Source organism: Candidatus Devosia phytovorans (assembly GCA_029202405.1).
Classification (GTDB): Bacteria; Pseudomonadota; Alphaproteobacteria; order Rhizobiales; family Devosiaceae; genus Devosia; species Devosia phytovorans.
Genome location: CP119312.1, coordinates 2,204,116 through 2,221,546 on the forward strand (window position 1 = coordinate 2,204,116; position 17,431 = coordinate 2,221,546).

General features: G+C 62.6%; 20 protein-coding genes. 9 read left to right on the plus strand and 11 right to left on the minus strand.

What is annotated here, in order from left to right; all coding sequences use genetic code 11:
• Positions 1-41: 41 nt before the first annotated feature.
• The gene (locus P0Y65_10905) at positions 42-1,019 is read right to left on the minus strand and encodes a hypothetical protein (protein WEK02717.1); all 978 of its coding nucleotides are present in this window, start codon (positions 1,017-1,019) and stop codon (positions 42-44) included.
• A gap of 213 nt (positions 1,020-1,232) precedes the next feature.
• Here P0Y65_10905 and P0Y65_10910 point away from each other — a divergent pair, with 213 nt between their 5' ends.
• A complete protein-coding gene (locus tag P0Y65_10910; GenBank protein ID WEK02718.1) occupies positions 1,233-1,652 on the plus strand; it encodes a response regulator in 420 nt (139 codons plus the stop codon).
• Between the two features lie 28 nt (positions 1,653-1,680).
• On the opposite strand, the gene P0Y65_10915 is transcribed toward P0Y65_10910, so the two are convergent.
• From P0Y65_10915 to rpiA, 5 genes are all read right to left on the minus strand, one after another.
• Positions 1,681-3,585, minus strand: a complete 1,905-nt coding sequence (locus P0Y65_10915) for a PAS domain-containing protein (protein ID WEK02719.1) — start codon at positions 3,583-3,585, stop codon at positions 1,681-1,683.
• A 99-nt stretch (positions 3,586-3,684) separates the two neighbouring features.
• Positions 3,685-5,061 (minus strand): 3-deoxy-7-phosphoheptulonate synthase class II, encoded by a 1,377-nt coding sequence (locus P0Y65_10920; GenBank protein WEK02720.1) that lies wholly within the window; start codon positions 5,059-5,061, stop codon positions 3,685-3,687.
• A 471-nt stretch (positions 5,062-5,532) separates the two neighbouring features.
• Complete coding sequence (gene gorA / locus P0Y65_10925; protein ID WEK02721.1) at positions 5,533-6,912, minus strand: glutathione-disulfide reductase; 1,380 nt, start codon at positions 6,910-6,912, stop codon at positions 5,533-5,535.
• 116 nt (positions 6,913-7,028) lie between these two features.
• Entirely contained in the window at positions 7,029-7,544 is a 516-nt protein-coding gene (locus P0Y65_10930) for a DUF2059 domain-containing protein (GenBank protein ID WEK02722.1), read from the minus strand.
• A 25-nt stretch (positions 7,545-7,569) separates the two neighbouring features.
• Complete coding sequence (rpiA, locus tag P0Y65_10935) at positions 7,570-8,265, minus strand: ribose-5-phosphate isomerase RpiA (GenBank protein ID WEK02723.1); 696 nt, start codon at positions 8,263-8,265, stop codon at positions 7,570-7,572.
• A 254-nt stretch (positions 8,266-8,519) separates the two neighbouring features.
• Between rpiA and P0Y65_10940 the strand changes: the two genes are divergently transcribed.
• From P0Y65_10940 to P0Y65_10965, 6 genes are all read left to right on the plus strand, one after another.
• Positions 8,520-9,116: a L,D-transpeptidase gene (locus P0Y65_10940; GenBank protein WEK02724.1), complete on the plus strand. Its 597-nt coding sequence runs from the start codon at positions 8,520-8,522 to the stop codon at positions 9,114-9,116.
• Between the two features lie 137 nt (positions 9,117-9,253).
• Entirely contained in the window at positions 9,254-10,267 is a 1,014-nt protein-coding gene (gene moaA, locus P0Y65_10945) for a GTP 3',8-cyclase MoaA (GenBank protein WEK02725.1), read from the plus strand.
• A 1-nt stretch (position 10,268) separates the two neighbouring features.
• Entirely contained in the window at positions 10,269-10,946 is a 678-nt protein-coding gene (locus P0Y65_10950) for a dienelactone hydrolase family protein (GenBank protein ID WEK02726.1), read from the plus strand.
• Positions 10,939-11,373 (plus strand): hypothetical protein, encoded by a 435-nt coding sequence (locus P0Y65_10955; protein WEK02727.1) that lies wholly within the window; start codon positions 10,939-10,941, stop codon positions 11,371-11,373. The genes P0Y65_10950 and P0Y65_10955 overlap by 8 nt, the downstream gene beginning before the upstream one ends.
• Positions 11,374-11,385: 12 nt before the next feature.
• Positions 11,386-11,628, plus strand: a complete 243-nt coding sequence (locus tag P0Y65_10960; GenBank protein ID WEK02728.1) for a DUF4160 domain-containing protein — start codon at positions 11,386-11,388, stop codon at positions 11,626-11,628.
• Positions 11,606-12,016, plus strand: coding sequence for a DUF2442 domain-containing protein (locus P0Y65_10965; protein WEK02729.1), 411 nt, complete (start codon positions 11,606-11,608; stop codon positions 12,014-12,016). The genes P0Y65_10960 and P0Y65_10965 overlap by 23 nt, the downstream gene beginning before the upstream one ends.
• Here P0Y65_10965 and P0Y65_10970 read toward each other — a convergent pair.
• The 3 genes from P0Y65_10970 to P0Y65_10980 all read right to left on the minus strand — a co-directional run bounded on the left by P0Y65_10970 (position 12,013) and on the right by P0Y65_10980 (position 13,589).
• A complete protein-coding gene (locus tag P0Y65_10970) occupies positions 12,013-12,414 on the minus strand; it encodes a VOC family protein (GenBank protein ID WEK02730.1) in 402 nt (133 codons plus the stop codon). The genes P0Y65_10965 and P0Y65_10970 overlap by 4 nt on opposite strands.
• A gap of 64 nt (positions 12,415-12,478) precedes the next feature.
• On the minus strand, positions 12,479-12,958 hold the full coding sequence (locus P0Y65_10975; GenBank protein ID WEK06783.1) for an Lrp/AsnC family transcriptional regulator: 480 nt from the start codon (positions 12,956-12,958) through the stop codon (positions 12,479-12,481).
• A gap of 151 nt (positions 12,959-13,109) precedes the next feature.
• The gene (locus tag P0Y65_10980) at positions 13,110-13,589 is read right to left on the minus strand and encodes a thermonuclease family protein (GenBank protein ID WEK02731.1); all 480 of its coding nucleotides are present in this window, start codon (positions 13,587-13,589) and stop codon (positions 13,110-13,112) included.
• Between the two features lie 174 nt (positions 13,590-13,763).
• On the opposite strand from P0Y65_10980, the gene P0Y65_10985 reads away from it, so the two are divergent.
• Together P0Y65_10985 and P0Y65_10990 are read left to right on the plus strand one after the other, a co-directional pair.
• Entirely contained in the window at positions 13,764-15,290 is a 1,527-nt protein-coding gene (locus P0Y65_10985) for a HAMP domain-containing sensor histidine kinase (protein WEK02732.1), read from the plus strand.
• A gap of 84 nt (positions 15,291-15,374) precedes the next feature.
• The gene (locus P0Y65_10990) at positions 15,375-16,451 is read left to right on the plus strand and encodes an HD domain-containing protein (GenBank protein ID WEK02733.1); all 1,077 of its coding nucleotides are present in this window, start codon (positions 15,375-15,377) and stop codon (positions 16,449-16,451) included.
• Here the strand turns inward: P0Y65_10990 and P0Y65_10995 are convergent.
• Complete coding sequence (locus P0Y65_10995) at positions 16,448-17,047, minus strand: dihydrofolate reductase family protein (GenBank protein ID WEK02734.1); 600 nt, start codon at positions 17,045-17,047, stop codon at positions 16,448-16,450. The genes P0Y65_10990 and P0Y65_10995 overlap by 4 nt on opposite strands.
• Positions 17,048-17,122: 75 nt before the next feature.
• Positions 17,123-17,431, minus strand: coding sequence for a HigA family addiction module antitoxin (locus P0Y65_11000; GenBank protein WEK02735.1), 309 nt, complete (start codon positions 17,429-17,431; stop codon positions 17,123-17,125).

The window sequence follows — 17,431 nt, forward strand, 5'->3', positions numbered from 1 at the left end:
AGACTTAGCGATTTGCCCTCGGGAGGGCAAGGGAAGCAGGTTCAGAAGCTGCCGGAGATTTCGAGGAGAGCGCCGTAGCGGATCATCTCGAAGGGGTTGTCGCGGAAAATCCAGCGCTGAGCGGTGATCGTATTGTCGGCAGTGCTGTCGAGCATGACGGAGTCGTAGGTCGCGTCATACTGGCCCGTCAGGTAGGAGGCTTTGCCGCCTACGCGAATGGTCAGGTTCTCCGTCGGATGGAAGCCGACCATGAGCTTGCCGCTGGCGCCATAGCCGTTGCCTTCGATCTGGGCTGCGGAGGTCTGGCGGAACAGGCCTGACTGACCCGGGACAGAAAAGCCTCCGTAGGTGCCGCCGATCCATGAATAGGGAATTGCCGCAGCCTCGCCAGTGATGTCGAAAGCACCGCCATCGAAGCGGCCAGCCAGACCCAGTTTCAGTTCGTGGACACGGAAGTCGTTGACCTCGCTATCGCCACCCCCAGTGATGGAGTATGGCGCCCCACCCGCTGTAACAGCCGGCGTGGTCAGGAAATTGGCGCTGCCCGTGTCCGGCGAGTCCTTGGTGAACTGGTAGCCCGTCATCAGACCGAAACGCGCGGTTTCGTCGCCGAAGGCGAGCCAGCCGAAGTCGGCGCCGACATAGCCCAAGCGGGCCGCAGGGAGGTCGACGTCTGCGCCGCCATTGACGCTGTAGCTGCCGCTGTGGGCGACGCCGTAGCCCGCGGTGGCTTCGACATAGGACTGGGTCGAGAGGTCGTTGATGCGGGCAAAAATTTCGCCGGACGAGGTCTTTGTCTCATTGGACTCGGAGAAATCACCGATATTGTGTTCCTGGTAGCCCAGGGAATACCAGTAGCGGATGCCGGTCTCGTAAGTCAGCGGGTTGGCATCGCTCGACTGCCAGTTGTTCGGATAGGATGTACGCAGGGCCGGGGCAGCCATCCAGTCCGCAGCCAAAGCCGGCACGGCGACCAGCAGGGATGAGAGGGCCACGGTGCCCAGAATGATCCGATTCATTACAGCCTCCGGCATTCTGCCAAATGTTGGAGACCATTCATGATGTGTTAGGGTTAAAATCCCGCTAAGCTCAATGAGTTGGGACTTTGGTAACTGCATGGGTGCAGATTTGATCACAGGGTGCGAGATTACGCGCCATTTTTGGCAACCGTGCGCCCTGTTTGGGAGTTGCCCCGAAGTCAGTACAGGCCTTCTGGTCCGAAGAGTTTTTTGATGATGCGTATTCTGGTGGTCGAGGACGAGATTTTTGTCGCGACCGAAATCGAGCATGTGATCGAGGAAATGGGGTTCAACCCCATCGGCATCGCGCATGACCAGCGTTCGGCGCTGGCGCTGGCGTCGCAGGCCGATATCGCACTGGTCGATCTCAATCTCCAGGACGGTCCCACCGGCATCGGCATCGGACGCATCCTGGCGCAGACGCATGGCGTGACCGTGGTCTATATGACGGCCAATCCGTCCCAGCTCGGCGACGGCGTTCCCGGAACGGTGGGCGTGCTGGCCAAGCCGGCCAGCGACCGCGATCTGCGGGCCGTGGTGGCCTATGCCGTGGCCCGTCGCCAGGAAGCAGATGCGGCGCCTCCTGCCCGGCTGCAGCTTTTCAGCTGGCCGGACAGCATGATCCACAACTAGCCAGTCATCGAGCCAGTCATCGAGCCTGTCAGCTCTGCAGCTTCCCGGATCGCCGCAGTGTGTCGAGCGGCAGGTCGATCTCGACGCGCAGGCCGTCGGTTTCCCAGAGTCTTTGCAGGTTGCCCCGCATCTGGCCCTCGACGCTGAGCGTGATCAGGCGCGAGCCGAAACCCGAAAGCTCGCCTTCGCGCTCGATGGCGGGGCCGCCGATTTCCTTCCAGGACAGGCGATAGCGGTCGTCGCTCTGGCTGCCGGTGAGGCCCACCCTGCCCGCTTCGAGGGAGAGGGCGCCGTATTTGGCCGAATTGGTGCCCAGTTCGTGAAAGAGCAGCGCCAAAGGCGTGGCGGCGCCATCGTCGATCTGGGCGTCGTCGCCATCAAAGAGGATGCGTGAGCCCTCCTCGTTGCCATAGGGCTGCATCAGGCGGTCGATCAGTGATTTCAGCGAGCCCTGATTTTCCGGCGGACGGGAGACGTGGCTGTGCGGACGCACGAAATCATGCGCTTCGCCCAGGGCATAGATGCGCTGGCGCAGTTCGGTCGAGAAGGCCTTGACCTCGTCGCTCTTGCTGCGCGCCGAGAGGCTGATGATGCTGGTGAGGACGGCGAAGATGTTCTTGATGCGGTGGCTGAGTTCCTGTGCCACCAGTTCGCGTTCCTCGGTGACCTGTTTGGTCTCGTGAATATCGGTGCAGGTGCCAATCCAGCGCAGGATCTGACCTTCGGCGTCACGAATGGGCAGTGCGAGGCCGAGCGTCCAACGGTAGGCGCCGGTGTGGTGCTTCAGGCGATATTCGATCTGGTAGGGCTCGCCGGTCGCGAGGCTATGCCGCCAGGCCTTCCAGGCGCGGTCCTGGTCTTCGGGGTGGAACATGTCGTTCCAGCCTTCGCCGTCGGTCGAGCCCTGCGGCACGCCGGTGAATTCGTACCAGCGGGCGTTGTAATAGTCGTGATAGCCATCGGGCAGGGTCGACCAGACCATTTGCGGCATGGTGTCGGCGAGGGTGCGGAAGCGCAGTTCGCTCTCGGCCAGGGCGTCCGAGATATGGCGCTGTTCGGTGATATCGACGATGACGCCGGGGAAGCGCGTGGCGACGCCATTGGAGTCAAGGCGTGGACGGCCCGAGGCGCTGACGTAGTGGGTGGCGCCCTGCTGGTCGACGAGCCGATATTCGCTGCGATAGGGCGAGCCGTCCTTGAGAACGGCAGCAATCTCGTTGCCCACCCGGGTGACATCATCGGGATGGATGGCCGCGAGAAATTCCTCGATCGGCACGCCAAGGCCGGCCTTCAGCGAATCGAGATTGAACATGGCGGCGAATTTGTCGTCTGAAGTCACGATATTGGCCGCGACATCCCAGTCCCAGGTGCCGACAAGGCTTGAGCCATTGAGGGCGAGGGAGAGACGCTCCTCGCTGCGGGCCAGCGCCTTCTGGGCGAGCATGCGACCCGTGGTTTCGTGGACAATACACAGCGTGCCCATCGACTGCCCATCTTCGCCGACGACCGCGCTGTAGCGCAGATCCATCCAGACCGGCTCGGGCTGGCCATTGCGATTAAGCGCCAGTTCCTGATCGGTCAGCGACCAGGATTCGTTGCGCAGGCCGCGTTCGATATTGCCGCGATTGAAGTCTGCGATTTCGGGCCAAGCCCGGGCTGCCGGCATGCCGAAAATCTCGGGGTGCCGTCCGCCGGCAAACACGGCATAGGCGTTGTTGTAGACCAGGTAGCCCTCGGTGCCGATCAGCATGACCATGGGCGTTGCCGTCGACATCATCAAGCGTACCGAGCCACGCAGGCTCTCCGGCCAGCCCGGAATGGGACCCAGGGGGTGGCTCGACCAGTCGAACTCGTTGATCAGCTTGAGCGTGGGATCCCGCTCCAGGCGCTCGCGCGCTTCAGGGCTGGCAGCAGGGAAGAGCGACTTTGGCATGCTCTGCTTTCGTAGGCGGATCAGTGGTCAGGACTATAGCTGGCCAAAAGGCCGATCTGCAACGCGCTGCCTCACGTCCGGTTCACCTGCCCCAATAATTTATTCTCCGGCGACGAGACGCTGGCGCGGTGGCTTTTGTGCATGGACTTCCTCGGCGACGAGGAAGGCCAGTTCGAGGGCCTGGCTGGCATTGAGGCGCGGGTCGCAATAGGTGTTGTAGCGATCGGCCAAAGTGGCCTCGGTGACCGCCGAAACACCGCCCACACATTCGGTGACATCGTCGCCGGTCATCTCGATATGCACGCCGCCGGCATAGGTGCCCATTTCGCGGTGTATGTCGAAGAAGCTCTTTACTTCCGAGAGCACGCGATCGAGCGGACGGGTCTTGAAGCCGGTGGAGGCCTTGATGGTGTTGCCATGCATGGGATCGGAGCACCAGACGACGGTGCGGCCGGCCTTCTGCACGGTCTCGATCAGGCGCGGCAGATGATCGTGGATCTTGTCGCTGCCGAAACGGGCGATCAGCGTAATGCGGCCGGCCTCGTCGGTGGGGTTGAGGCGATCGAGCAGGCGCAGCAGGTCGTCGCTCTGCAGCGAGGGGCCGCATTTGATGCCGATGGGATTGTGGATGCCGGCGAAATATTCGACATGGGCAGCATCGGGCTGGCGGGTGCGGTCGCCGATCCACAGCATGTGGCCGGAGGTGGCGTAGTAATTGTTGGAAATGGAGTCGCGACGGGTCAGCGCCTCCTCATAGCCGAGCAGCAAGGCTTCGTGGCTGGTGAAGAAACTGGTCTGGCGCAGGGCCGGCGTATTCTCGGGATTGAGGCCGAGCGCGCCCATGAAGGTGATGGCGTCGTCGATCTTGCGGGCGACTTCCTCGTAGCGGGTGTTCCAGTTGGAGCCCTTCATGAAGCCGACGGTCCACTCGTGGATGCGGGTCAGCTCGGCATAGCCGCCCATGGAGAAGGCGCGCAGCAGGTTGAGCGTGGCGGCGGACTGGCGATAGGCCTGCAGCATGCGGTCCGGATCGGGCACGCGGGCAGCTTCATTGAACTCGATCGCATTGATGATGTCGCCGCGATAGGAGGGCAGTTCGACGCCATCGATGGTTTCGGTATCGGCCGAGCGCGGCTTGGCGAACTGGCCGGCAACGCGGCCGACCTTGACCACGGGCTTGCTGGCGCCGTGGGTCAGCACCACCGCCATCTGCAGGAAGACGCGGAAGAAGTCGCGGATGTGGTCGGCGCCATGCTCGGCAAAGCTTTCGGCGCAGTCGCCACCCTGCAGCAGGAAGGCTTCTCCACGTGCCACGGCGGCGAGGCGGGTCTTGAGATCGCGGGCTTCGCCGGCAAAGACCAGCGGTGGGAAGGTCGCGAGCTGACGCTCGGCTTCGGCCAGGGCCGCCGGATCGGGATAGGCCGGAACCTGGGAGATGGGCTTGTTGCGCCAGCTATCGGGGGTCCAGGTGGTCATCGGCTCGTTTCCTCGTTGTTGGCGCGGGAATACCAAGGGCGGGCGCTGTGGACAAGGATAATCGCGGCAGACTTTGGTCGTGCAGAAGCGCCGCCTGCAATGCGGTTTTCACGGATGACGGGCGGCCATGAGCCCAGAAACTACTAGTGAAGTGCGAGCCAACGGCCGCCCTGTCACAGTCTGAAGTTTTCTCACCGGGTCCGGAACTCACCGGGGACTATTATCGCAAGCCTAGGTGCCGACTTTCAGCCCGGCCAAATGGGCGCCCCCATCTCCAGCCTCCCCACCCGGTGCTGCGTCGGCACCGCATGTGTGACGGGAATGGGGAGAGTATGCGCGAGGATTGAAGGGCGGGGAAAAGTCGGATGAAAAAGTCGCCATCGGCTGAGGACGCAGGAATAATTCGGCTTTTGAAACGGGGATTGGAAGCCGCGATACCAACCATCTCCCCTCGCAGTGCATGCGAGGTGGTCAGCCGCCGAGTTTTTCCCCGTCGCGATAGGTGTAGGTCGGGCTCTTGAAGGTGACGAGTTCTTCGGCCGCAGAGGGATGGAGGGCCATGGCGCGGTCGAAGTCGGCCTTGACTGCGCCCATGCCCATGGGGATGGCGACGAGCTGGATCATTTCGGCGGCGCCGGGTCCGAGGATATGGCAGCCGAGAATCTTGCCGCCGTCCTTTTCGGTGATCAATTTCAGGATCATCCGCTCGGTGCGGGTGGATAGCGTGTTCATCATCGGCCGGAAGCGGGCGCAGTAGACGTCGATGTCGCCATGGGTGGCGGCCTCGGTCTCGGTGAGGCCGACGACGCCGATTTCGGGGTCGGTGAAGACGGCGGTCGGGATCAGGGAATGGTCGACCGACAGCTTGTTATTGTTGAATACGGTCTCGGCGAAATACCAGCCCTCGCGGATGGCGACCGGGGTAAGCTGGGCGCGGCCGGTGACGTCGCCCACGGCGTAGATGCTGGGCACCGAGGATTGCGAGAAGGCGTCGACCTTGATGGCGCCGGAGGATTCGAGCACGACGCCGGCCTTGTCGAGGCCCAGGCCATGCACATTGGGCGTGCGGCCAATGGCGAACATGACCTGGCCATAGGGGGCGGTGACGCCGTCGCTGAAGGTGACGGAAATGTCGTCGCCGGCGCGGCGGAGTTCGCTGATGGTGGTCTGGTAGATCAGCTTGACGCCACGGTCGATGAGACCGGCTTCGAGACCGCGGCGGATGTCCTCGTCGAAGCCGCGCAGGATGCAGTCACCGCGATAGATCAGGGTGGTGTTGACGCCGAGGCCGGCGAAGATGGCGGCGAATTCGACCGCGATATAGCCACCGCCGGCGATCAGGATCGAATGCGGCAGGGTTTCGAGATCAAAGGCTTCGTTGGAGGTGATGGCCAGTTCGGCGCCGGGGATATGGGGCGCGTTGGGCCGCGCGCCGGTGGCGACGAGAATATATCTGGCGGTCAGTTCGCGATCCTGTTCGACGAGATGCACCGAATTGGGCCCGGTGACGACGCCGCGGTCCTTGATGATCTCGACGCCGGGCTTTTCGAGATTGGCCGTATAGGCGACCTCGAGCCGGGTGATTTCCTTTTCCTTGGCGGTGACCAGCGTTGGCCAGTCAAAGCTGGCCTCGACATCCCAGCCGAAGCTGGATGCGACGTCGAACATGTCGTGGAACCGGGAAGCATAGGCGTAGAGCTTCTTGGGCACGCAGCCACGGATAACGCAGGTGCCGCCGACGCGGAATTCCTCGATGATGGCGACCCTGGCGCCATAGGTGGCGGCCATGCGCGCGGCGCGGACACCGCCGGAGCCAGCGCCGATAACGACGAGATCATAGCTATCGGACATGGCAGGCGCTCCTTTGCATCATCGGTATTTTACGATGAATATCGGGTGGCAGATCGCATAAAAAAAGACCCCGCACAAGGCGGGGTCCGATTGCTGCCATGGAAGTCGTGGTTTGACTAGACTTCAAAGCCCTGGGAGCGCAATTCGGCGCGGACCTTGGCGTAGAATTCGGGACGGGTGTTGTTGGTGAAGACCTGCAGGATCGCCTGCATGTCGGAGTTCACTTCGGTATTGGCGCGGGCCAGCTTGCGGCCGGTGGGGCTCTCGTAGAAGGTGACAATCTGCTGCAGCTCTTCAACGGTGAAGCGCGTGGCATAGACGCGGGCAAACTGGTCGAGCAACTCGCCCTTGCGGCCCTGATAGGTCTCGAGCACCTTGCCGATGGCCAGGTCGATCTCGTCGGCCAGCTCGGGATTTTGCTGGGTGAGCTGGGACAGGCTGCCAAGGCCGATTTCGACGAGAGTGATCTCGAACACGCCGGCGCTGTCGGTCAGGTCGACATATTTGCGGGCCAGGGCCAGCTGTTCGGGTGGCACTTCCTGGGCCATTGCGGGCGCGGCAACGGCAAACAGCGCCACGCTCATCACTACAGCCACCAGCGCCTTGGCGCGCGTCATAAGACCGGTCATCATCGATTTCCCCACTTGATTGATCAGTTCAGCTAGCCGCCAGCGTTCTTACGCCATCCGCGGTCGCCACATAAGCCGTCTTGCACATTTTGAGGAACAGCCCGTGCTGCACTACCCCGGCGATGTCAAGCAAGTCGCGTGACAGCGCTTCTGGCTGCGAAATGCGGCCAAAAAATGCATCGAGAATGAGGTGGCCGCCGTCGGTGACGAAGGGCGTGGATGGCGCCGTCTCGCGCAGGCGCAACTCGCCCTCGGCCCCATGGGCGGCAATGACCTCGGCCACGGTGCGGCGCGTGGCGCCCAGGCCGAAGCGATTGACCTCGATAGGCAGCGGGAAGCGGCCGAGGGTGTCGACGAGCTTGGAGCCGTCGGCAATGACCAGCATGGCGTCAGAGGCTGCAGCGACGATCTTTTCGCGCAGGAGGGCGCCGCCGCCACCCTTGATCAGGTTGAGATGGGGATCGATCTCGTCGGCGCCGTCGACGGTCACGTCGAGGCGATCGAGCGTATCGAGATCGGAGAGCGGGATATTGAGCGAGAGCGCCTGGCGGGCCGTGACTTCAGAGGTGGGCACGCAGATACACTCGAAGCCCTGGGCAACCTTTTCGCCGAGCAGTTCGACGAAATGCTTCGCGGTGGAGCCGGTGCCGAGGCCCAGGCGCATGCCGGAGTGGAGGCTGGCCAGGGCCATGGCGGCGGCCTCGCGCTTCAGGTGTTCGCTCATCGTCGCATCCTGCAGTTGGTGGCCGTGCAATTGCAGGGGTTTGCCATGGAGTCAATGCCACCTTTGCGGCGCGATCACGCATTGGTGAACGCGCAGTGTAACTTGCCTGCAACACATTTTGTTGAACGTGAAAAAACGGTGGCGAATTGGGGGCAATCGGCCCTTCTCGCTGCATGGCAAAGCGCGTAAGCAACAAAAATTCCTGGGGGCGGGAGACTTGATTCCTCGCTCTATTTCAGAGGCCAAGTCGTCAGATGCTCAATACCAAAACCATGGTGGCTCTCGGGCTGTCCCTTATCCTGTCGGCAACCAGCGTCATGCCCGCAATGGCTGAACTGGTCTATGATCGCACCACCGGCACGTTTGTCGAAGCCTCAACCATCGCGCCGCGTCCGCGGGCTGGCCAGAGCGCGATCAAGAAAGAAATCGTTGATTATGCCACGAGCCAGAAGCCTGGCACGATCGTGATCGAGACCGGCGAGCGTCGCCTTTATCTGGTGCTGGAAGACGGCAAGGCCCTGAAGTATGGCATCGGCGTCGGCCGTGACGGCTTTACCTGGTCGGGCACCAATCGGATCACACGCAAGGCCGAGTGGCCCGGCTGGACGCCGCCTGCCGCCATGCGCAAGCGCGTTCCGGACCTGCCGGCCTATATGGAAGGCGGCCCCGACAATCCGCTGGGCGCCCGCGCGCTCTATATTGGTTCGACGCTTTATCGCGTGCATGGCACGTCCGAGCCGTGGTCGATCGGCCAGGCGGTGTCGTCGGGCTGTATCCGTCTGACCAATGACGACGTGGCCGACCTCTACGAACGCGTTGCCGTGGGCGCCAAGATCATCGTGAATCATTAGCAGGGGGCGCCCGGCCTACGAGGCTGGGCCCGTCTCTAGCGCAAGACTGACCGATCCGTTTGGAAAGGGTGCCCGCCGGCACCCTTTTTCTTTGGGCAATGCTTTGAAAGTGATGGGGGAATGGATAGATTGGGGGGATGAGCATAGTCGCCTCCCCTGCCCGACCGCTGATCGACCGCTTCGGGCGGCAGATTTCTTATCTGCGCATTTCGGTGACGGATCGCTGCGACTTCCGCTGTGTCTATTGCATGGCCGAGGACATGACTTTCCTGCCCAAGCGGGAGGTGTTGAGCTTTGAGGAAATCGAGGCGATCGCCAATGCCTTTATCGCGCGGGGCACGACGCGGATCCGGCTGACTGGCGGCGAGCCACTGGTGCGTCGGGATATCATGGCGCTGGTGCAGAAGCTGGGCGGGCGGATTGGCGGGGGGCTGGACGAGCTGACGCTGACCACAAATGGCAGCCAGCTTTCCAAGCATGCGGAAGGCCTGTTCGCGGCCGGGGTGCGGCGGATCAACGTGTCGCTCGATACGCTGGATGCGGACCGGTTCAGGACGATCACCCGGCGCGGCCGGCTTGAGGATGTGATGGCCGGGATCGACGCGGCGCAGGCGGCGGGGCTGGCGATCAAAATCAACATGGTGGCGATGGCCGGCGTCAATGACGACGAGATCGAGCCGATGATGGCCTGGGCGCATGGCCGTGGCATGGGACTGACGCTGATCGAGGGCATGCCGCTGGGCGAGGTCGGCATGGATCGCGTCGATGCCTATCTGCCGCTGCGCGAACTGCATGACAGGCTGGCGCGGCGCTATACGCTGACGCCGATCGACAAGAAAACCGGTGGGCCGGCGCGCTACAAACATGTGGCGGAGACCGGCGGTGTGCTCGGCTTCATCACGCCGATGAGCCACAATTTCTGCGAGAGCTGCAATCGCGTGCGGCTGACGGCGACGGGGCAGCTGTATCTGTGCCTGGGGCAGGACGATCAGGTGAACCTGCGCGACGCCTGGCGCGAGGGCGGTGCCGCGGGGCTGGACGCCGCCATGGATCACGCCATGGCGATCAAGCCCAAGGGGCATGACTTCGTCATCGACCGCAGCAAGACCGAGCCCGCATTGGGCCGCCACATGAGCGTCACCGGAGGTTAGAATGGGCGAAAGAACGACGATCACGGCCAGCGATGGCTTCACCCTCAATGCCTATGCGGCCAGGCCAGCGAGCAAGCCGATCGGCGGCGTGGTGCTGATCCAGGAGGTCTGGGGCCTCAATGACTGGATCCGCAGCGAAGTGGACCGCTATGCCGCCGAGGGCTTTCTGACCGTGGCGCCGGCGATGTTCGACCGGGTGGAATTTGGCTACGAGAGCAATAATTACGGACCGGAGCAGTTTGCCGTGATCGGCGAGCTGATGAAGAAATTCGACCACAAGACAGCGCTGCTCGACGTGGCAGCGGCGATCACGACAGCTGCGGATGGCGACAAGGTCGGGATCACCGGCTATTGCTTTGGCGGCGCGGTGAGCTGGCGTGCGGCGGCGCATGAAGGCATGGGGCTGAGCGCGGCTTCGGGCTATTATGGCGGCGGCGTGCCGAACTATATCGACCTGGCGCCGCGCATCCCCACCGAGATGCATTTCGGTGACCAGGACAAGGGCATTCCGCTCGAGCAGATCGAGGCGCTCAAGGCCCGGCATCCGGAAGCCGACATCTACACCTATCCGGCCGATCACGGCTTCTGCAACAGCGCCCGGCCCGGCAATTTCAACGCCGATGCCTGTGCCAAGGCCAATGCGCGAACGCTCGACTTCTTCCGCAAGCATCTTGGATAGTCTGCAGGCGCATCAGGACTATCTGCTGGAAGCGTGGGCAGCGGCGCAGGCTGCGCCACTGTCGGTGCGCAAGGCCATGCTGGTGGCGGGCTTGCTCGATGCGCAGGTCGACCGGCTGTTCACGAGGGACGCCGGCGACATCCTGGCCTTTCGCGCCATAATGGCAGAGCAAAGTCCGGCCCTCGGCGCTGTGATGGCGCTCTGTAGCCGGCGGGATGGGTTTGACGTGGTCGTCGAGGCGGTCGCGGTGCCGCTCAGCGCATATCAGCAGCTTTCGGTGCAGGACTTCATGGTGAGCCTCTACAATGATCACACGGTGCAAAAGCTCAACCTCGTGCTGCCGGACGGGGCGCGGCGGGAGATGCATGGGGTTTTGAGTAAGGCGCTGGACGCCTTGAAAGTCGCGTTGAATAACCCAACAAGATAGGTTATTTTGGTCATGATCACGGTACTGCAATCTGGTGGAATGCGGTTCGTGATCTACCAGAACGATCACCAACCGGCGCATGTGCATGTCTATGGCGACGGCGATGCAAGGATCGATATCGTCGAGGTCTCCCTGCTCAGCCATCGCGGGATGAGCAAACGGGATTTGTCGCGGGCAAAGGCCGTGGTGTTTGAGCACCGTTCGATGCTTTTGGCGAAGTGGGAAGAAATTCATGTCACAGCGAGAAATCACTGAAGACGAATACGAGGCGGCCACGCAACGCGGTGAGATAGAGCGGGCGCGCAGCCCCAACCCATCGCAGGTGCGCTTTGACCGCCAGACTGGCCGCGTGCTCGTCGATTTCAGCAATGGGGCGGCCTTGCTGATCCCGGCCCGATCGCTGCAGGGGCTGGAAGACGCCAGCGACGACGAACTGGCCGAAGTCGAACTGCTGGGCGAGACCGGGTTACACTGGGAAAGCCGGGATGTGGATTTCACCATTGATGGGTTGATGCGTGGTGTGTTTGGCACGGCGGCCTTCATGGCGCAACGCAAGGGCGGCCAGTCGCGGTCCGAAGCCAAGGTAGCCGCAAGCCGGGCCAATGGCGCCCAGGGCGGTCGCCCCCGCAAAGCCCGTCCCTAGCGCTTCTCGGCGCGTTCTACCAGTTCGACGATCACGCCGTCGGGGTCGCGGACGAAGGCGACGCGGGTGAGCATTTCGGTGAAGATGGCGGGGCGTGGGGCTTCGAGGATTTCGATGCCGGCAGCCTGCAGCTTGATGGCAATGGCATCGACATCGTCGAAGGCGAAGGTGATGTGCCGCAGGCCCGATTCATGGGGCGGCACATCGCGGGAGCGGGTCACCGGGGCATAGGGCGAGCCGATTTCGAGCATGCCGCCGCCGGTATCGAGGAAGGCAATCTCGCCGCGGGTGTTCTTCTTGCGCAGGGCAAGCGTCAGGCCGAGCAGACCGCAGTAGAAATCGATCGTCCGATCAAGATTGGACGAGGTCATGCCGACATGTTCGAAGCCTAGAAGCATATTCCGTTCCCGCGGAAGTCCTGCTCAACCACCCGGCGCAGCAGGGGTTCCAAGAGAGGCATGCTTATTTGTCGTCGTCAACGACAATGGCGAAGTCGAGCGGCAGTGCCGTGGTGTATTTGATCTGTCCCATGGCAAAAGCCGAACTGACATCGGTCAGATTGATCTTGCTGATCAGGCGCTTGTAGAAGGTGTCATAGGCGCCAATATCGGGAACGACTACGCGCATCAGGTAATCGACATCCCCGCTCATGCGGTAGAATTCGACGACCTCGGGAAATTCGTCGATGACACCGGCGAACTTGCGCATCCAGGCTTCATTATGCTCGTTGGTCTTGACCGAAACGAAGACGGTGACGCCGACATTGACCTTGGCCGGATCGAGGACGGCGACGCGACGCTGGATGACGCCGTCTTCTTCCATCTTCTGGATACGGCGCCAGCAGGGGGTGGTGGACAGGCCAACCTTGCGGCCGATCTCGGCGACCGGCATGGTGGCATCCTTCTGCAGAAGGGTGAGAATTTTTCGGTCGATCTTGTCCAAAGCCATAACGCCCCCGCGAAATCAGTTTGCGCGTTTCGACCGAAATCCCGGCCAAAGCGGAAGATTTACTGCCACATCTGGCATGGACTAGCAATAATCTTGCGCGAAAATAAGTCGACGGCCTGATTTTACAAGCTGTTAACCAGGACCTCTACGGCCAGAGATCGCCCAGCCATGAGAGGGCATTGTGCGGGCGGGCCTCATCGTCGCGCCAGTCGCGCGGGCGATCGAAGCTGCCGGCCCAGATGCCACGGCTGTCGCGCCGTGCGGCAGCCTCCTCGGTCCAGTAGCCGCCGGAGGACACGGCAAGCCCCTCCCCGACCATGATGGCACCAAGGTCCTGGTCGTTGACCCGGCAGGTGGCGAGCAGGCGATCATACTGGTCGCGGCCCTCGGGACGGCAATCGACGGCACCGGATGACAAAAGTTCGGCCATGCGATCGCGGGCAGAGCGGCCACAGGTCCATTTTGAACCATCAGCAGTGTCGCATTGCTGGGCCAGTTCGGGGGCATCCATGCCGAGCAGGCGGATGCGCTCGTCGCCAAGGCGGAAGCTGTCGCCGTCGCTGACGCGCGCCTGCCCTGCCACGGGCGGCAGGGGCTGGTCGAGTGCGACGACCAGTGCGGCCACGCCCGCCAGCACGAGCAGGGCCAGCAGGCCACCGCGGCGGGTGCGAAAAATGGAGAATGGATAAAGTTGTCGGCGCCGGATTTCACCACCCGTTAACTACGTGGTCCTAGTGTGCTCAGCAGAGTAGCGGACGCGTTTTATGTTCGCATTTGTTTAGTAATGAGTAATGAGTCCATGGCGTCCCCACCGGTTGCTACCGATGACGTCCGTTCGCAGATGGGACGGGACAGCAAGCGCGCGGCGCAAAAGACCGTGCTGGATGCGCGTCAGCGCCTGACATCCAGCTCGGGCACCCGCGCGGACTATGATTTCGAACTCATGCGCGACTATGCGCAGGCCCGGCTGAATGCCGCCCTGCCGATCGCCGCCATTGTCTCCATCCTGTCGATCGTTGCCAGCTTCTGGGTCCCGGTGGTGTTCACCACGCTCTGGGCCGGCATGGTGATCCTGAGCCTCGTGATCGTGGCGCTGCTGGCGCATCGCTTCCGCACCAGCGAACCGTCAAAATTCAACGCCCGGCAGTGGACCGCCAGTTTCGTGGCCGGCGAAACCATCCATGGCCTGACCTGGTCGACGCTGGCGCTGTTCACCCTAGTGGCGGATGTGACGGCGCTGGTGCCGGTGATGTTTGCCATGGTGCTGGTTTCCATCGCGGCCAATGCCGTTTCTACCAATGCCCTGCCCTCGGCCACGGTGGTGAGCACCGCGCCGGTCATGCTGACGGTTTCCGGCACGCTGCTGGCGCTGGGTGGCACGCTCAATTACACGCTGGGTGCCGTGGTGATCCTGGGCGAGGTGTTCTTCGTCTATCTGGCCCGCCAGATGCACGCGACAAATCTCGAGACGATTTCGCACCAGTCGGAAAAGGACGCGCTGATCGGCGAGCTGGAAGAAGCCCGGCAGATGTCGGACGAGGCGCGCCGGCATGCCGAGCAGGCCAATATCGCCAAGTCGCAGTTCCTCGCCACGATGAGCCACGAGCTGCGCACGCCGCTCAACGCCATCATCGGCTTTTCCGAAGTGCTGAAATCGGAACTGCTCGGCCCGCACCAGGTGCCGCAGTACAAGGAATATGCCGGGGACATCCACGGCAGTGGGCAGCACCTGCTCAACCTCATCAACGAACTGCTCGACCTCAGCCGCATCGAGGCGGGCAAGTATGAGCTCAACGAGGAAGTGGTGTCGCTGGTCGATATCGCCGAGGACTGCCGCCGCATGATGGAGCTGCGCGCCAAGTCCAAGGGCATCGAGCTGGTCTATAATGTCGGCAATAACCTGCCCAAACTCTGGGGTGACGAGCGCGCCATCCGCCAGGTCGTGCTGAACCTGTTGAGCAATGCCATCAAGTTCACGCCGCAGTCGGGCAAGGTGACGCTGGTGGTGACGCGCAGCGGCGACGGCGGCCAGATGGTTTCGGTCAAGGACAATGGCCCGGGCATTCCCGAGGACGAGATCGAAACCGTTCTCTCCTCCTTCGGCCAGGGCTCGCTGGCGCAGAAGACTGCCGAACAGGGCGCGGGCCTGGGCCTGCCGATCGTGCAGAAGATCATGGAGCTGCACCAGGGCCGGTTCGACCTGTTCAGCAAGCTGCGTTTCGGCACCGAAGTGATCGCCACCTTCCCGCGCGCCCGTGTGATGGACGCGCTGGCTCCCGTCGTCGAGAAGCGCAACCGCCTCGAGATTTTCTCGGAAGCCGGCTAAGCCAACACTTTTGCTGGAAAACAACAGTAATTAGCTTTCAATCAACAATCCTCCTGCTAGCACATTGCTATTGGGAGTCGCAAAATGCTGAATACATATGGCCGTGGGTCGGTCATTCTTCTTGTTTACGAAGATAATGCGGATAATAACGCGACCTTGGCCCGGGAAACCGGCGCACAGGCCATCACGCTGGACGAGTTTTCCGGCAATCACCTTGCCAATGACCCCAATATCGTCATCCGCGTGGCGCTCAGCAATCTCGACACGGTCCGCAAGCTCAAGGCTGTGCTGGCCAATCGCGGCAAGGGCCGACGCATATTTCTCGTCGATCTGGACAAGCGCGTGACCAGCGTACATGCGGCGGTGCTGGGCGCCGACGTGCTGCTGGCCGAACCGGCGAGCAGCGCCGAGATCAACAAGGCCGTGCGCGAACAGCTCAACCTGCCCGCCGACAGTCCGCATAGCGTGGCCGTGATGAACTCGATCGGCGCGGGCATCACTGCGCTCGACGCCTCGTTCAAGGCGATCATTGCCGGCGCGCAGCTCGATACCGAAGGGGCGCAACTGGCGAGCGAGCAGATTGCCGACGCGGTGACGCTGGCGGGGATCAATGACTGGCTGGCGACCGTCAAGGGCTATCACTTCGGCACGTTCCAGCACTGCATGCTGGTGACCGGCATGGCATCGGCTTTTGGCAGCAAGACCGGCATGTCGCGGCAGGACGTGATGCGGCTGACGCTGGCGGGACTGCTGCATGACATCGGCAAGGCCGTGGTGCCGCTGCGCATTCTCGACAAGCCGGGGGCGCTCGACCCGGACGAACAGGCGATCATGCAGGTGCATCCGGTGGCGGGATATGACTATCTCAAGCAGCACAGCACGATCGATGCCCAGACGCTGGCCAGCGTGCGGCACCATCATGAAGCGCTCGATGGCAGCGGCTATCCCGATCATCTGGCGGGCGAACAGATCGACGACCTGACGCGCATCATCACCATCTGCGATATCTACGCCGCCCTGATCGAGAAGCGCAGCTACAAGGAAGCCAAGACGCCGCGGCAGGCACTGACGATCCTCAACGCCATGGCGGCAGACGGCAAGGTCGAGGCAAGCCTGGTGCGGGCACTGGGCAATATCGTGATGGGCACGAAGGTCGTCTAGCGACCTGTCGGCCGATAGACCTGCGCCATGGCGCCGCCGGGAAAGGTTCTCGAGCTGACCAGCGTCAGGGGCAGCGGCGCTTCGAGCCTCGAAAAGGGCGAATGCCCCTGCCCCAGCGCGATGGGATGAATGGCAAAGACGAACTGGTCGACCAGCCCGCTGGCGACGAGGCTTTGCGCAAAACTGTAGCCGCCATGGGCGAGGATCGGCTTGCCGGTCTCGGATTTGAGCCGGGTGATTTCCCCGGCGAGATCGCCGCTGGCGACATGGCTTTGGGCCCAGCTTTCGCCACCGGGCTGGAGCGTGGCATCGGCGGGCAGCTCTGCGGCCTTGAGGATGGCAGCGCCACGGCGCGAGAACACGGCCTTGGGGATCTGGTTCATCGGCGGAGCGAAAAGCGTGGTCGAGACGGGCCAGAAGGGCGCCATGGCCTCGAAGGACCGGCTGCCCATGATGTGCAGGCTGGCGTTGGCGACATTTTCGACCGACCAGGCCTTGGCCTCCTCGTCGCCACCGAACATCCAGGCATTGCGGCCCTCCATGTCGCTGACAAAGCCATCGAGCGACATGGACATTTTCAGGATCAATTCACGCATCGCATCCTCCGGACGACAGCCTAGCACAGGACGTGTGGCGGCGGAGGGTGCCGACACCACCGCACCCGGTAAGGCCTAGGCGGCGTCGGTCAAAGGCTGGGCACGATCGATGCGCTCACGCTGGGCGGGATCGTTGAGCGCTTTCCACAGATCGGTACGGCGCTGGGTGTTGAGCCAGAAGTCGGCGCTATTGCCAAAGACGCGCGCAAGGATCAGGGCTGTCGCGGCGGTCACCGTGCGACGATCATTGCAGAGCTCGTTGACGTGTTTGCGCGGCACACCCATGGCCTCGGCAAGCGCCGACTGGGTGAGGCCCATGGGCTCCAGAAACTCTTCGGTCAGGATCTCGCCAATGCTGGCAGGACGCCGTGTGGTCATCAACAT